Here is a 16,120-nt window from a genome sequence, read left to right on the forward strand (position 1 = left end):
TTAAACCAAGCAAGCGAGGATAAACAAGATAGGGTTTGCCGTACCGATACAACACCAATGGAGGCAATTCTTTTATACTATCTAAAAGAATTATGGTGGTTTTGGGATAAATATTTAACCTGCAATGGTTAAAGGGTAAGTGTTCCACAATAAAAAAATTTAGAAATCTTACTATTTATAAGGAGGTTTTGTGAGTGTCTTTAAAAGAACTCTTTCAAAAAGAATTAAAAATTAAAGTAAAAAATAAATCAACACTGATTAACAAATGTAAGTGTTATATCAATGATTATTTTACAAAATTAACCAAAAACAGAAAAGGTGGTTGATATTGTAAAAAATATGCTCGGCATTGTTTAGCAAGTTAGAATTTATTAATAAACAAACAATAAATGATAAACTTTGATTTTTAACTTTGCAATGCCAAAATAATCATCAAATTATTAAAAAATTAATTTTTGAAAAAAATAAATGGAAAATTATTAATATCAAAAATTAGTAAAAATGTATATATAGATGTAAGAAGTTTAACAAAGTGGTCAAGCTGGAACACTAAAAAATAAACGAAGTGGAAGGAAATCTGATAAAGCTAATCAACTAATTAAATTAGCACTACATGGGGCAGAAGAGTGGTCGCAAGTGATTAACCAAACCAATGCCTAAGGGAAACTATGCCCAAAAGAGAAAAAACAATAAAGATATCTAACAAATAACTAATGATAAACAAAAAAATAAATGAAGAAAGGAAAATATATATGCTTGAAAATAATATCAAAAATACGATTAGCGATTTAATTAACGAAATTAAAACAACAACAGAAAACAATTTAAGTAATTTAGAACAAATTATGGAGGCTTTAATTGATAAAGTTAACAATATTGAAAATATTTTAAATCAAATAAGATAAAAATTAAATTAAACCAACTATTTATTAAAATTAGTTGGTTTTTTATTTTCCAAAAATAAAACAGAAAGGAAATAAAATATATGGATAGGTTATAATAAGTTGGAACATATTTATGTGGACTTTCAAATAAAATAAAATTATTAAGAAAGTAGGAAGATAAAAATGGGGAAAAACTCATATTCAAATGAATTTAAAAAACAAATTGTCATGATTTATCAAAACGGAAAAAGCATTGTTGAAATTATTAAAGAATACGGAATTTCAAAATCAGCCGTATATCAGTGAATTGAAAATTTTAATAATTTTGGGTCATTTAAAGTGCAAGATAATCGCACTGTCGAAGAAAATGAATTAATTTACTTGCGAAAAGAAAACCAACAATTACGAATGGAAAATGACATTTTAAAGCAAGCAGCACTGATAATTGGCAAAAAATAGGAATTATTAACAATAATAAAGAAAAACATCCCGTTCTAAAAATGTGTCAAATATTAAAAATAGCAAAATCAACATATTATTATCAAACTAATAATTGTGTTAAGTATGATGTTAATAATTATGAAGAAGAAGTTATCAGTGCATTTAATAAAAGTCGTAAAATTTATGGTGCTCGTAAAATTAAAGCTGTTTTAATGAGAAAAGATATTATCTTATCACGTCAAAAAATCAGATTCCTTATGATCAAAAATAATTTGGTTTCTAAATACACCAAATTAAAATATCGTAATCATAAAACAATGGTTAATAATGACCAAATTAGTAATGTTTTAAATCATCAATTTAATAACAAAAAACCTAATGAAGTTGTTGTTAGTGATTTAACATATGTGCAAGTTGGAGGAAAATGACATTATATTTGTTTATTAATTGACTTGTTTAATCGAGAAATAATTGGCTATAGTGCCGGACCAAACAAAAACGCTGAACTAGTTCAACAAGCTTTTCACAAAATAACACGACCATTAAATAAAATAACTTTATTTCATACTGATCGTGGTAATGAGTTCAAAAATAAAATCATTGATGAAATTTTAATAACCTTTAATTTTAAAAAATCATTGAGTGCGAAGGGTTGCCCTTATGACAATGCTGTGGCTGAAACAACTTACAAAACTTTTAAAACGGAATTTATCAAGGGTAAAAAATTTGAAAATTTAACACAATTAAAATGCGAATTATTTGATTTTGTTAATTGATACAATAATCTTAGAATACATGGCAGTTTAAATTATTTAACGCCTGTTGAATTTATATAAAATGACAGTCTACATAAAAAGTGTCCAAAAAAGGGTTGCTATACCACTATCCGGAAAATATGAGTTTTTCCCCGTTTTTATCTTCCTACTTTCTTAATAATTTTATTTTATTTGAAAGTCCACATAAATATGGTCCAACTTACCGTAACCTATCCATTTTACCGGACATAAAGAAAAAAATTACAAAAACGCTCGTAGATAATTAGAAAACAAACGAGGTCATTTTCTAATGTTAAAAGTTGGTAAACGAATAAATATGGTGGATTATCGTGATTTATTAATTAGAGAATTGCAAAAACATTATGTGAATATTAATTATAACAAAATAATTGTTTGTGGCGTTGGTGATGCTTGAATTAGAGAAATTGCCAATGGTTTTAATACTGGTAAAAAAGTTCTTATCAAATAGATTTTAATGTGTTAAAAGCATATGATAATCAATTATGAAACCCCACTAGTAATAAACTTCATTTAATATTATTTTTGAAAATCGCAAAGTAGCATTAAATAGTTGAATTAAATTATATAAGGATGGCAATCATCAAGAATTAATCAAAAACATTCGTAATATTGCTAAAAATGAATTAAATAAAGATATTAAAACAAATTTAAGGAAGGCGAGTAATTATTTCAGTAATAATAAGCAAGGTATTCATAATAAAAATTTAGAATGAAATATCGGTTGTAGCATTGAAAGTGATGTATCAAATTTAATAAAACAACAATTAGGATATGGGGCAAAAATATATAATCATAAGAATTTAAATAACCTATTACATTTAAGAATGGCAAATTTAAACAAATTAAATGTATTACATTACATTAATGAAAGTATTAATTCAGAAATAGAAATCAGAAAAGAAATATATAAAAATTCATTATGAAATAAATATAATAATAAAAATGATGATAGTTGAATTAATTATAAAGGTAATATTGTAACAAATAAATATAATAGATTTAAGTAAGTAAAAATAAAAAATTAATATTTATTTAGTTAAAATTTAATAATAATTAATAATTTTTTTTTAATTTTGTCGAAAACTCTTGATAAAATAAAAAAAATCATCAACTTGATAATTTTAAAAGGCTTTTATGTAAAATTACTATTTTTACTTTAATTTTTTATACATTAAAATATAATACCACTGTTTGTTGGTTTGGAGTTAAAACCTTATGTTGGTATTTTCATTTTCAGAGATTTAAATAATTTTGAATATTAGTAAAACCTAAACCATGATAATGAATTAAGGCTTCTTTAAGACTAGATTGTAATTTACTGATTTTATTTAAGTTACGATAACTAGCTTCAGGATTAATTGTTGTTTTAGTTACACATAAAGTAGAATTTTTTTGTTTTGCTACTAAAAAATATAATTTTTGCATATCAGAAGTAATAATTGAATTTTGGTTAATTAATTCTTTGTTCATATTTTCAATAACTCATTGTCTTTGTAAACGTTTGGTGTTTGTGGATTTAACATAAATATTGTTATTATTATCAACTGCCATTTGAATACAGCATTTAGTATTAGTTGCGAATGGGTCAAGGTGAATTCTTCGTGGATCAGTTTTATGTTTGAAATTTACTTTATGAATTTCTTTAATAAATGTTTCATCGATTTGGATTTTACCAGATAATTTTTTAAATTTTAATTGGGTATTTTCTAATTATTTTGATTTCATTAATTTTTGACGATTATATCAAGCAGTTTTTAATGTAGTTTTAATAAAACGAGAAATTGTTTTACTAGATTGCCCCAGCAATGAAATTTGAATCAATAAATTTCATTGTTCATAATTTAAATGACTTCAATAAATAAAATGATTACGAAAAGCGTCGAAACTTTCATGGCAATTTTTACATAAATATTTTTTTTTTCCTTCTGAATTATGTCCATTTTTAAAGCAATGGTGAGATTCACATTTAGGGCATTTAATACCTTGTGCTCTAAATTTTTGATCAATTTTATTTAAAAGTTTTTGTTTTTTTATTAATTCTGCTTGTTGTTTGACTTTTTCATAAAATTCTAAAAATTGATCATCTGTTAAAGTATTTACTAGTTCTTGAATTATTTTTTCCATAATTATTATCCACCTCTATCATATTAAAAATATACCTAAAATTAAGTATATTCAATAAATATCAAGAGTTTTCTACAAAATTAAAAAATTTTGGATGTTATTTTTTTAAATTTTAGATATAATTACTTATGTGTGTTAATCACTATGGAGCAGTACTCAAGTGGTTAAGAGGGCTCCCTGCTAAGGAGTTAGGTCAAGCAATTGGCGCACGAGTTCGAATCTCGTCTGCTCCGCCATTAATTTTAAATAATTTGATATTTGTTGGGGTTGCGTTTAGTTTTCTTAGATATTTTTAAAAAAAGAAAAAATAATCATTCATTATAAATTATTTATAAATTATTTCAATATGCAAGTTAAGTATATATATCCTATGTATTATTTTTGTTGTAAAAAATTATTTTAATGTTGTTTTTATAACCTTTTATTAAAATTATGTTTGTTAATATTAAATATTTTTCTTTATTACTTATTTTTAAAATAAAATGATAATTAAATTGTAATTACTTTTCTTTTAAAATTATTCAAATCTTTACCCACCTAACAAAACTTTATGTGTCCTTTGTTGTTAATAACTTTACTTATTGTAAAGTTGTTTTTTTGTGATATTAAGATAAAATTAATACATATTTAAAAAACAATATTTTATTTATAAGGTGGAATTAAATTAATGTTAAATAAAAAAATGCGTTTAGCAATTACTTTTGTTCTTTTAGTACTTTTATTGGTGACTTGTGTTTTTATTATTGCTAAATATATTGATTGATTATGAATTATTGGTGTTGTAACAATTTCATTTGGAACTTTAACAGCATTAATTATTTTTGTTTCCAACCGACCAGCACGAACAAAAATTTCTTGAATTATTGCTGTGTATGCGTTACCAATTGTTGGTATTGTAATCTTTATTATTTTTGGTCGAACCTATCGTTATACTAAAGCACAAAAGTTTTATTTAAAAAAATATCAAGATTTTTATGCTAAAGAGGATTTTAATTACACGAATAACTTTTTAAAAAATCAAATTAAAGAAGAACGAAGTATTTTACATTTGACTACTAATATATCACAAAGACCACTATATAATCATACGAAAGTTGATTTAATAACTAATGGAATTGAAAAGTTTTCGTTGTTATTTAAAGACTTAGAAAGTGCTGAAAATTATATTCATATTAATTATTTTATTTTAGATGATGGTGAAGTTTTAAAATATTTGACACAGTTATTAATTAAAAAAACTTATCAAGGGGTTAATATTCGCTTAATTTATGATCATGCTGGAAGTTTTTTTACGGTTTATCATGATACAATTCAGAAATTGAAGCGAGCTGGTGTTCATTTAAAAAGATTTTCACCGATAAATTTACCTTTTATTAGTGGTCGTAATAATTATCGTAATCATCGTAAAGATGTTATTATTGATGGCAAAATTGGTTATACGGGAGGCATTAATGTTGGTGATGCTTATTGTCATTTAAGTTCTAAATATGGCTTTTGACGCGATAGTCAAGTTCGTTTGCAAGGTAGTGCTGTTCGTAGTTTAGAGTTAATATTTTTACAGGATTGATATTTTACAACGGGTGAGTCATTAGTGTTTGATAAGAAATTATTAAAAAATGAACCATATGATGGTAAAACTAGTAATATTGTTCAGGTTATTGATGATGGTCCCAATACTTATGAAACGATTCAAAAGGATATTTATGTTAAAGTTATTTCTAGTGCTAAAAGTCGTATTTGGTTATCGACGCCGTATTTTATTCCAACTGATGATATTGTGACGGCATTAAAAAATGCTGCTAAGTCAGGTGTTGATGTGCGATTATTAATGCCAGGAAAAACTGATAAATTTTTTATTCTTGATATTAGTCGTTCATATTATGATGAATTATTTAATTCGGGGATAAAAATTTATGAAATGAGTAAGATTTTTAATCATTCAAAAACAGCATTAATTGATGATAATTTAGTTATTATTGGATCAACTAATTTAGATTTTCGTAGTCTTTATCACGATCATCAAACTATTGTTATTCTTTATGGTGATGCTAATAAGCAACTAGAAAAGAATTATTTATGAGATATTGAAAGAAGTATTCTTTTAACGACATCGCCGTTAAAGAAAAAAAATTGATTTTATCGGATAATGATTTTGCCAATTGTTAAAATTTTTGATCCCTTATTTTAGGAAAGGAAAATAATAATGCACAAAACGAAAAAAATTAATAAAAAAATTGCTAAGCAGTTAGAAAAACAAGATTTTCCTGTAAGTTTAGAAAAAAAACCGGAAGTTAAAGAAAGACGAGGTTTTTTTAAACATTTATTTTCAAAAAGTATTCAAACAGTTAATAAAGTTGATATTCATTTTGGATGAACCCGAAAAGCTACTAAAAGAATTATTAAGCAATTATTATTACAAAAGGTTGATCATTTTTATTTTTATAGTTCCATTGCTAATATTTTTTATATTTTGGAGCAAGGAATTAAACCGGTAAAATCTAAGAAACTTAAAGAAAATGAAAAGTATATTGTTTGAACATATTTAGAAAAAGATGATCATATTGAATTAGAATTATCCACTAGTAGTCGTCATCAATTTTGAAGTTGATGCTTAGAAAATAAGATTGATTTAACTACGGTGGCAATTTTTTATATTGATTTAGTGAAATTATATGAAAATACTAAAAAAGATTGAGAGTTTAATAATAATTTGCAACGAGTTATCATTAATGAACCAATTAGTGTTAATGCTATTAGAGCAATTTTAATTAAAAATATAGAAATATACAAAAGATTACAACAATATGTTTCTCATCAACAAATTGATATTAAAATATTTTATGGTGATAAAGGTATTATTGAAGAAATTAAAGGAAAGGAGTTAAAAGTTAATGAATAAAAATCTTAATAAAATTACATCGTTGGAGGAAAATTTTAGTCAATGATATACTGATTTGATTATAAATGGTAATATAATTGATTATGGAGTAGTTAAAGGAGCGCCAATTTTAAAACCGCATGGTTATGCAATTTGAAAAAATATTGTGAAAAACTTAGAAATCAGATTTCTAGAAGTTGAAATTCAAGATGTTTATATGCCTTTATTAATTCCTGAGAGTTTATTAAATCAAGAGAAAGAACATATTCAAGGTTTTGCCCCTGAATGTGCTATTGTTACCAAAGTTGGTGATAAAAATTTAGATGAACCGTTAGTTATTAGACCAACTTCTGAAGTTTTGTTTGGGACATATTTTTCAAAAAATATTTCTAGTTATAAGGACTTACCATTAAAATATAATCAATGAGCGAATGTTATTCGTTGAGAAAAAACAACAAGACCTTTTTTAAGAACGACAGAATTTTTGTGGCAAGAAGGTCATAGTGTTCATAATAATATGGAAGAAGCCCGAGATTGAACGGTAGAAATGATGAATTTATATGTTAAATTTTTTAAAGAAGTTTTAGCTATTGCTGTTATTAATGGTAAAAAAAGTCTTCACGAAAAGTTTGCTGGTGCTGTCGATACATATAGTTTAGAAGCATTAACGTTAGATGGGCAAGCACTACAATCAGCAACTAGTCATTATTTTGCCCAAAATTTTTCTAAAAATTTTGATATTAAGTTTACTAATGCTAACAATAAAGAAGAATATGGTTATCAAACTTCGTGAGGGATGTCAACAAGAGTTATTGGGGCTTTAATTATGTCTCATAGTGATAATAGGGGATTAGTATTACCACCAATGGTAGCACCAATTCAAGTAGGAATAATTCCGATTCAAGATGATGAGCAAGTAAGAAAACAAGTTAATAGGATTTATCAACAATTAAAAACTAAATATCGTGTTGTCGTTGATAATTCTTTAAAGTCATTGGGTTATAAGTTAAGTAATAGTGAAATTCAAGGAGTTTGTTTTCGCATTGAAATCGGGATTCGGGAATTAGAAACTGATGAAGTATTAATTGTGCGCAGAGACACAAAAACAAAATTGATGGTTAAGATTAATAATGTGGAATCATATTTAAAAACTAATATGGAACAAATGCAAAATGATTTATATGCAAGGTCGGTAAAGCGGTTAGAAGCGCAAGTATTTGTTGTTAATAGTTTTGATGAATATGAACAACAATTGAAAACAAAAACAGGGTTTTTTGGCGCTTGATTTTGTAATCGTATTGAGTGTGAAGCAGAAATTAAACAGTTAACTAGTACTGTTAGTCGTTGTCAAGATTTAGAAAAGCAAGTTGAAGAAAATTCTAAATGTTTTAAATGTAATCAAAGAGCAAAAGGTCATTTTTACTTTGCGCGGGCATATTAAAAAGGAGGAAGAATTTAATGAATTGATTAGTTGAAATTGCTAAATTATTGAAAGAAAAAAAGGGTATCAAAGTAAAAATATCATTAGAAACTAATTTCCGTAATTTAGGTTTGGACTCTTTAGAATTGATAGATTTAATTATTTTAGCAGAAGAAGAATATAAATTTCGGATTCCTGATAATAAGTTAAGTGATATTAATACTGTTCAGGATTTAATAATTATTATTGAAGAAGTAGTAAATAGTAATAGTTAAAAAGGGCGTTAAAATTGTGAAATGAGATTATGAGAAATTAACGCAAGTATTAAAAAATAAAGGACATCGTTTAACTAATATTAGATTAGCAATATTAAAATTATTATTAAAGAAACAACATCTAAATATTAATGCCATTGTTAGAGAACTGAAAAAAGAAAATGATGAACATAAGAATATTAATGTCATGTCAGTTTATAATACTTTAGATTTGTTTTTGCAAGAAGAATTGATTTATCTTAATGTTTTTAATGGCCGAGATATTGTTTTTGAATTATCAAATCCTGTCTTATTTCATTTATTTTGTGAAACTTGTCATAAGGTTATTCATCTTAGTGAAGATATGCATTTAAGTGATCAAGATTTTCAAGATAATTTGAAAAAATTAGAAGAAAAATTACAAAATGCTGATTTTAAACTGGTGCATTATAAATTAGAAGCACATGGAATTTGTATATCTTGTCAGGAAAAAAATCAAGAAGGTAATTAATAATCTTTAAAATTTCTTTAAAATTTACTTTGTCATTTTTAATAACTTTGATAGAATATATTTATTGTAGGGGTATAGTTCAATTGGTAGAACAGCGGTCTTCAAAACCGCGTGTTGTGGGTTCAAGTCCTGCTACCCCTGCCAATAAAATTAGTTATTAAGAATGATATCAATATAAAAATAACCATTATTGTTATCATTACAAATGGTTATTTTTATATTTTTTAATGAAGTATATTGCATTTTTTGGAAAGTTTACCTAAGTTTACCTAAGTTTACCTAAGTTTACCTAAGTTTACCTAAGTTTACCTAAGTTTACCTAAGTTTACCTAAGTTTACCTGATGAAATGTTTTTGCGATATAATTTATGGTATGGCAACCCTTTTTTGGACACTTTTTATGTAGACTGTCATTTTCTAAACTCAACAGGCGTTAAATAATTTAAACTGCCATGTATTCTAAGATTATTGTATCAATTAACAAAATCAAATAATTCGCATTTTAATTGTGTTAAATTTTCAAATTCTTTACCCTTGATAAATTCCGTTTTAAAAGTTTTGTAAGTTGTTTCAGCCACAGCATTGTCATAAGGACAACCCTTCGCATTCAATGATCTTTTAATATTAAAGGTTATTAAAATTTCATCAATGATTTTATTTTTGAACTCATTACCACGATCAGTATGAAATAAAGTTATTTTATTTAATGGTCGTGTTTTTTTATTAAAAGCTTGTTTAACTAGTTCGGCGGTTTTGTTTGGTCCGGAACTATAGCCAATTATTTCTCGATTAAACAATTCAATTAATAAACAAATATAATGTCATTTTCCTCCAACTTACACATATGTTAAATCACTAATAACAACTTCATTAGGTTTTTTGTTATTAAATTGACGATTTAAAACATTACTAATTTGGTCATTATTAACCATTGTTTTATGATTACGATATTTTAATTTGGTGTATTTAGAAACCAAATTATTTTTGATCATAAGGAATCTGATTTTTCGACGTGATAAGATAATATCTTTTCTCATTAAAACAGCTTTAATTTTACGAGCACCATAAATTTTACGATTTTTATTAAATGCACCGATAACTTCTTCTTCATAATTATTAACATCATACTTAACACAATTATTAGTTTGATAATAATATGTTGATTTTGCTATTTTTAATATTTGACACATTTTTAGCACGGAATATTTTTCTTTATTATTGTTAATAATTCCTATTTTTTGCCAATTATCAGTGCTGCTTGCTTTAAAATGTCATTTTCAATTCGTAATTGTTGGTTTTCTTTTCGCAAGTAAAAATTAATTCATTTTCTTCGACAGCGCGATTATCTTGCACTTTAAATGACCCAAAATTATTAAAATTTTCAATTCACTGAGTATATGGCTGATTTTAAAATTCCGTATTCTTTAATAATTTCAACAATGCTTTTTCCGTTTTGATAAAGCATGACAATTTGTTTTTTAAATTCATTTGAATATGAGTTTTTCCCCATTTTTATCTTCCTACTTTCTTAATAATTTTATTTTATTTGAAAATCCACATAAATATGGCCCAACTTATTGAAACCTATCCAGAAATACAACCTTAATCAACTCAGAAAAAATCCTTTTCGTTTACTTTAAAGAAAAAAAAATGACATTTTGTAAATTACAGCAATGAATGAAAAAATTTAGCAGTACCAACACTCGGGAATTAAATATTGATGTTTCTAGTTTTACAACTGATCATTTTAATGAACAATTGGCATTACAAGCCATTAGTGAAGCCTTTTATATGCCCAACATCAAGTAACATCTTATAAACAAGAAAAAAAGCAAGAAAAAGCAAACTGTCATCTAATTACTAATATTAGTGATAACACCAAAATTTTTAATATTGCTCAAATTAAACTAGATAGTGTTAATTTAACAAGAAACTTACAAGATACACCGCCAAACTTAATGTACCCAGAAATCTTTGCTCAAGATATTCAAAAAGTTTTTGAAGGCATTGATAATGTTAAAATTACTATTTTAGATAAAAAAGCAATTATTGAAAATAAAATGGGTCTTCTGCCAGCTGTTGCTAATGGTAGTCACAACGACCCCCGAGTTGTGATAATTGAATACATAGGAAATCCTAATAGCAAAGAAAAAATTGGTTTAGTCGGCAAAGGAATTACCTTTGATTCTGGTGGTTATTCATTAAAACCAGCAGCTTCAATGATTAATATGAAATTTGATATGTCGGGAGCAGCGATTGTTTGTTCAACATTGTTAGCCATTGCTAAAATTGAACGCGCAATTAATGTTGTTGCGGTTGCCTGTTTAACTGAAAATCGCATTGGAGGTCACGCGCTGCCCTTAGTTGAAGCTGTGGCAACCGCAATGAACGGTAAAACCGTTGAAATTTTAAATACTGATGCTGAAGGATGCTTAGTTTTAGCTGACGGAATTACTTATGCCATTAGAAATAACAACGCTACTAAAATTATTGATGTTGCTACTTTAACCGGAGTAATTCGTGGTTTCTTTAGGAAAGTGCGCTACAGGTGTATTTAGTAATAACAATGATTTTTGCCACCAATTTGAACAAGCAAGTAATTTAAGCAAAGAACGCATTTGAAGAATGCCGATATACAAAGAAAATATTGAAGAAATGCAATGCTCACAAATATCTGACTTAGCAAATATTGGAAAAATTCGGGATATGGGTTCTTCACAAGTGGCTGCTTTCTTACAAGAATTTGTTGAAGAAAAACCTTTCATTCACTTAGATATTGCAGGAACAGCTGATAGCGATTCTCGCGGTAGCGGGGTTATGTATGGTTAAAACACTAGTTGAACTTTTAACTAGAGTTAAATAGTAATAATTTGTAAAACTAAAAAGTTATCTATTTAAAATAGATAACTTTTTAGTTTCTTTATTTTGTTTGTTTTTTAAAATTTTTATTCTAAAATCTTATTAATTATTCCTGAAGCCACGGTTTTACCGCCTTCACGAATAGCAAATTGTGTTCCTTCTTCTAAAGCAACTTTAGTATTTAACTCAACAGTTATTTCAGTATTATCACCAGGCATTACAAAGTCAACACCAGCAGGTAAGGTAACTGTTCCTGTTACATCTGAAGAATGTAAATAAAATTGTGGTTGATAATTACTTTTAGTTGCCGTATGACGACCACCTTCAGCTTTTGTCAATAAGTAAATTTCTGCTTGAAATTTATTATGAGGCGTAACTGTTCTTGGTTTACATAAAACTTGTCCTCTTCGTACGGCATCTTTTTCAACACCTCGTAATAAGATTCCAACATTATCACCAGCTCTAGCTTCATCTAGCGTTTTGTGACCAGTTTCAATACTTGTAGCAATACTTTTAATTACCTTATCACCAAACCCGACAATTTCTACCGCTTCACCAGGTTTTAATATTCCCCGATCAACAAGACCAGTAGCAACTGTTCCACGACCTGGAACACTCACAACACTTCCGACTGACATCATAAATGGCTTATCTAAATCTCGCTCTGGCGTTGGAATATATTCATCAACAGCTTTCATTAATTCAAGAATTTTTGCTTCTTGTTCGGGATCACCATTTAATGCTTTTAATGCTGAACCTTCAATAATTGGTGTATTGCCACCATCAAAACCATGTTTAGTTAATAATTCTCTAATATCTTCTTCTGCTAAGATTAACATATCAGGATCATCAAGTAAATCAACTTTATTTAAATAAACAACTAATTTTTTAATTCCCACATTTTTAGCCAATAAAACATGCTCATTAGTTTGGGGCATTGCGCCATCAGTTGCAGCGACAACTAAAATTGCTCCATCCATCTGTTTTGCACCCGTAATCATATTTTTTACATAATCAGCATGCCCTGGAGCATCAATATGTCCATAATGTCTTGCTCCAGTTTCATAATCAACATGGGCAATATTAATTGTAATCCCTCTTGCTTTTTCTTCTGGTGCAGCATCAATTTCATCATATTTTCTTGCTTTTGCTCCACCTTTCTTTGCTAATACCGCAGTAATCGCTGCTGTTAAAGTGGTTTTACCATGATCAACATGACCAATTGTTCCAATATTAACATGCGGTTTACTTCTCGAAAATGCTTCTTTTGCCATTTCATTTCTTCCTTTCATTTTTATTACTACTTTTTAAAAAAGATATTTATATTTTATCTTAAATTTATCTTAAAATTAAAGTTGCTAACAACAAAATTATTATCCTTGTTTTGAATTTTGAGCAACAATTTTTTCACTAACCGATTTTGGTGTTTCTTGATAGTGATAAAACTGCATTGTATAACTTGCTCTTCCTTGTGTAAAGGACCTCAAATCAGTTGCGTACCCAAACATTTCTGCTAACGGTACTTTAGCTTTAATAACTTGAATATTACCTCTTTGCTCACTGCCTTCAATCTGGCCTCTTCTTGAAGAAAGATTTCCGATCACATCACCATAATATGCTTCGGGTGCTACAACTTCAACAGTCATAATTGGTTCTAACAATACTGGTTGCGAATGCTGCTTAATTTTTTTTAAAGCCATTGAAGCCGCAATCTTAAATGCCATCTCTGATGAATCAACATCATGATATGACCCATCAAATAATGTTGCTTTAATATCAATTAATGGATATCCCGCTAAAACACCACCAGATAAACTAGCTTCTAGTCCCGCTTTAACAGAACTAATATATTCGCGGGGAACTCTACCACCAATAATCTTATCAATAAATTCAAATCCTTTATCTGGATTAGGTTCAAATTTAATTCATACATGCCCATATTGTCCACGACCACCTGATTGTTTAATATATTTACCTTCACAATCAGATGAGACTTTAATAGTTTCACGATATGATACTTGTGGATTTCCAACATTTACTTCAACTTTAAATTCCCGTTTCATGCGATCAACAATAATATCAAGATGTAATTCACCCATTCCCGCAACAATTGTTTGTCCAGTTTCATTATCAGTTCATGTTTTAAATGTTGGATCCTCTTCAGCAAGTTTTGATAGCGCTAAACTCATTTTATCTTGATCAGCTTTAGTTTTTGGTTCTAATGCTAAAGAAATAACTGGTTCTGGAAAAATCATTGATTCTAAAACAATCGCACGCTTCTCATCACATAAAGTATCACCAGTTGTTGTATCTTTCAAACCAACGGCCGCTGCAATATCACCAGCATATACTTCTTGAATTTCTTCACGGTTATTAGCATGCATTTTTAATAATCTTCCAATGCGTTGTTGTTTATCTTTAGTGGCATTCAAGATATAAGAACCTGAGTTTAATACCCCTGAATAAACACGAAAGAAAGTTAACTTTCCGACATAAGGGTCAGTCATAATTTTAAATGCTAAGGCAGCAAAAGGTTCATCATCAGATGCTTTTCTTTCTGCTTCTTCGCCATTACGAAACACCCCTTTAATGGCTGGAATATCTAATGGCGATGGTAAATAATCAACAACCGCATCTAATAACAACTTAACCCCTTTATTTTTAAACGCTGATCCACAAACAACAGGAAAGAATTCAGCTGTTAAAGTAGCATTACGAATCGCTCGTTTAATTTGTTCAATATCAATCGCTTCGCCTTCTAAATATTGCATCGCTAACTCATCATCAAGTTTAGCAAGTGTTTCAATTAAACTACTGCGCTTTTCTTTAACTAATTCTTGTAATTCATTAGAGATCGGAATCTCCTCTACTGTTTCATGAACATCATTTTGATTATAATAATATGCTTTCATTTCAATCAAATCAATAATACCATCAAAATTATCTTCACTACCAATTGGCAATTGAATTGGATGAGCATTACCTTGTAAACGGTCATAAATTGTATTAATAGAATATAAGAAGTCAGCACCAATTTTATCCATTTTATTAATAAACACAATTCTTGGTACCTTGTAAGTATTTGCTTGCCTTCAAACTGTTTCTGTTTGTGGTTCCACACCTGACTGGGCATCTAAAACCACAACTGCACCATCTAATACTCGTAATGACCGCTCTACTTCAACAGTAAAATCAACATGCCCAGGCGTATCAATAAGATTAAGTCTGAATTCTCTTCAAACCGCTGTTGTCGCTGCTGAAGTAATCGTAATGCCGCGTTCTTGTTCTTGAGCCATTCAATCCATTTGTGAACCACCATCATGGGTTTCTCTAGCTTTACGAATTTTTTTAGTATGTACCAAAATTCTCTCAGTAACCGTAGTCTTGCCAGCATCAATATGGGCTATAACACCCATATTGCGAATTTTTTCTAAACTATATTCTCTTGGCATCCTCTATCTACTCCTCTTAAATTATCAACGGTAATTAGCAAAGGCTTTGTTTGCTTCTGCCTGTTTTTCGGTTTCCTCTTTTTTCTTAGCAGCGCCACCTATACCATTTGATGCATCAATAATTTCTGCTGCTAACTTTTCTTGCATACATTTTCCATTACGACTATGTGAATAATTAATTAATCATCTAAGACTCAATGTCATTTTTCGCACTTCATATACCTCAATAGGTACTTGATAATTAGCACCACCAATTCTTCTTACTTTCAACTCCAATTGTGGTGAAACATTATTTAATGCTTTATTAAAAATATCCAATGGATCATCATTTGTTTTTTCTTTAATAATATCAAAAGCTTGATAAAGAATTGTTTGGGCAATTCCTCTTTTACCATCAACCATAATTTTATTAATTGCTCTCGTAACCAACTTTGAATTATATATTGGATCTGGTAAAACATCTCGTTTTTCTGCTCTTCTTTTACGCATATAATAACTCCT

General features: G+C 27.9%; 17 protein-coding genes, 2 tRNA genes and 1 pseudogene. 14 read left to right on the forward strand and 6 right to left on the reverse strand.

Annotated features, from left to right (window positions below):
* Nucleotides 1–752: 752 nt before the first annotated feature.
* From I5Q57_RS05255 to I5Q57_RS05270, 4 genes are all read left to right on the forward strand, one after another.
* The gene (locus I5Q57_RS05255; RefSeq protein WP_215825551.1) at nt 753–905 is read left to right on the forward strand and encodes a hypothetical protein; all 153 of its coding nucleotides are present in this window, start codon (nt 753–755) and stop codon (nt 903–905) included.
* Nucleotides 906–1,067: 162 nt separating this feature from the next.
* A protein-coding gene (locus tag I5Q57_RS05260) for an IS3 family transposase (RefSeq protein WP_215825552.1) occupies nt 1,068–2,161 on the forward strand; the annotation gives its coding sequence in 2 pieces (ribosomal slippage) (nt 1,068–1,308 and nt 1,308–2,161; 1,095 coding nt in all).
* Between the two features lie 229 nt (nt 2,162–2,390).
* Nucleotides 2,391–2,570, forward strand: a complete 180-nt coding sequence (locus I5Q57_RS05265) for a hypothetical protein (RefSeq protein ID WP_215825553.1) — start codon at nt 2,391–2,393, stop codon at nt 2,568–2,570.
* A gap of 376 nt (nt 2,571–2,946) precedes the next feature.
* The gene (locus I5Q57_RS05270; RefSeq protein ID WP_215825554.1) at nt 2,947–3,129 is read left to right on the forward strand and encodes a hypothetical protein; all 183 of its coding nucleotides are present in this window, start codon (nt 2,947–2,949) and stop codon (nt 3,127–3,129) included.
* A gap of 157 nt (nt 3,130–3,286) precedes the next feature.
* On the opposite strand, the gene I5Q57_RS05275 is transcribed toward I5Q57_RS05270, so the two are convergent.
* A complete protein-coding gene (locus I5Q57_RS05275) occupies nt 3,287–3,832 on the reverse strand; it encodes a transposase (protein WP_215827060.1) in 546 nt (181 codons plus the stop codon).
* The gene (locus tag I5Q57_RS05280) at nt 3,833–4,246 is read right to left on the reverse strand and encodes an IS1/IS1595 family N-terminal zinc-binding domain-containing protein (RefSeq protein ID WP_215825555.1); all 414 of its coding nucleotides are present in this window, start codon (nt 4,244–4,246) and stop codon (nt 3,833–3,835) included.
* Nucleotides 4,247–4,392: 146 nt separating this feature from the next.
* On the opposite strand from I5Q57_RS05280, the gene I5Q57_RS05285 reads away from it, so the two are divergent.
* The 7 genes from I5Q57_RS05285 (at nt 4,393) to I5Q57_RS05315 (ending at nt 9,453) form a co-directional block, all read left to right on the forward strand.
* Nucleotides 4,393–4,482: transfer RNA gene (locus tag I5Q57_RS05285), tRNA-Ser, on the forward strand.
* 431 nt (nt 4,483–4,913) lie between these two features.
* On the forward strand, nt 4,914–6,434 hold the full coding sequence (cls, locus tag I5Q57_RS05290; protein ID WP_215825556.1) for a cardiolipin synthase: 1,521 nt from the start codon (nt 4,914–4,916) through the stop codon (nt 6,432–6,434).
* Between the two features lie 15 nt (nt 6,435–6,449).
* Nucleotides 6,450–7,145, forward strand: a complete 696-nt coding sequence (locus I5Q57_RS05295) for an acetyltransferase (RefSeq protein WP_215825557.1) — start codon at nt 6,450–6,452, stop codon at nt 7,143–7,145.
* Complete coding sequence (gene proS / locus I5Q57_RS05300) at nt 7,138–8,565, forward strand: proline--tRNA ligase (protein ID WP_215825558.1); 1,428 nt, start codon at nt 7,138–7,140, stop codon at nt 8,563–8,565. Before I5Q57_RS05295 ends, proS begins: the two co-directional genes overlap by 8 nt.
* Nucleotides 8,566–8,582: 17 nt before the next feature.
* Nucleotides 8,583–8,819, forward strand: a complete 237-nt coding sequence (locus I5Q57_RS05305; protein WP_215825559.1) for an acyl carrier protein — start codon at nt 8,583–8,585, stop codon at nt 8,817–8,819.
* A gap of 16 nt (nt 8,820–8,835) precedes the next feature.
* Nucleotides 8,836–9,309 carry a Fur family transcriptional regulator gene (locus I5Q57_RS05310; protein WP_215825560.1) on the forward strand — a complete coding sequence of 158 codons (474 nt, stop codon included), beginning with the start codon at nt 8,836–8,838 and terminating at the stop codon, nt 9,307–9,309.
* A 68-nt stretch (nt 9,310–9,377) separates the two neighbouring features.
* A tRNA-Trp gene (locus tag I5Q57_RS05315) sits at nt 9,378–9,453 on the forward strand.
* A 253-nt stretch (nt 9,454–9,706) separates the two neighbouring features.
* Here I5Q57_RS05315 and I5Q57_RS05320 read toward each other — a convergent pair.
* Nucleotides 9,707–10,818 (reverse strand): annotated as a pseudogene (locus tag I5Q57_RS05320) (IS3 family transposase).
* Nucleotides 10,819–10,985: 167 nt separating this feature from the next.
* Between I5Q57_RS05320 and I5Q57_RS09690 the strand changes: the two are divergent.
* The 3 genes from I5Q57_RS09690 to I5Q57_RS09695 all read left to right on the forward strand — a co-directional run bounded on the left by I5Q57_RS09690 (nt 10,986) and on the right by I5Q57_RS09695 (nt 12,137).
* Nucleotides 10,986–11,117, forward strand: coding sequence for a hypothetical protein (locus I5Q57_RS09690; protein ID WP_256444874.1), 132 nt, complete (start codon nt 10,986–10,988; stop codon nt 11,115–11,117).
* Nucleotides 11,118–11,230: 113 nt separating this feature from the next.
* The gene (locus I5Q57_RS05325) at nt 11,231–11,866 is read left to right on the forward strand and encodes a M17 family metallopeptidase (protein ID WP_369806575.1); all 636 of its coding nucleotides are present in this window, start codon (nt 11,231–11,233) and stop codon (nt 11,864–11,866) included.
* Nucleotides 11,829–12,137: a M17 family metallopeptidase gene (locus tag I5Q57_RS09695; protein WP_256444876.1), complete on the forward strand. Its 309-nt coding sequence runs from the start codon at nt 11,829–11,831 to the stop codon at nt 12,135–12,137. The genes I5Q57_RS05325 and I5Q57_RS09695 overlap by 38 nt, the downstream gene beginning before the upstream one ends.
* Nucleotides 12,138–12,253: 116 nt before the next feature.
* Here I5Q57_RS09695 and tuf read toward each other — a convergent pair whose 3' ends face one another.
* From tuf to rpsG, 3 genes are all read right to left on the reverse strand, one after another.
* Nucleotides 12,254–13,441, reverse strand: a complete 1,188-nt coding sequence (gene tuf / locus I5Q57_RS05330; RefSeq protein WP_215825561.1) for an elongation factor Tu — start codon at nt 13,439–13,441, stop codon at nt 12,254–12,256.
* 99 nt (nt 13,442–13,540) lie between these two features.
* Nucleotides 13,541–15,619, reverse strand: coding sequence for an elongation factor G (gene fusA, locus I5Q57_RS05335; protein WP_215825562.1), 2,079 nt, complete (start codon nt 15,617–15,619; stop codon nt 13,541–13,543).
* Between the two features lie 21 nt (nt 15,620–15,640).
* The gene (rpsG, locus tag I5Q57_RS05340; RefSeq protein WP_215825563.1) at nt 15,641–16,108 is read right to left on the reverse strand and encodes a 30S ribosomal protein S7; all 468 of its coding nucleotides are present in this window, start codon (nt 16,106–16,108) and stop codon (nt 15,641–15,643) included.
* Nucleotides 16,109–16,120 lie beyond the last annotated feature (12 nt).

Source organism: Spiroplasma endosymbiont of 'Nebria riversi' (assembly GCF_018831625.1).
Lineage (GTDB): Bacteria > Bacillota_I > Bacilli_A > Mycoplasmatales > Nriv7 > Nriv7.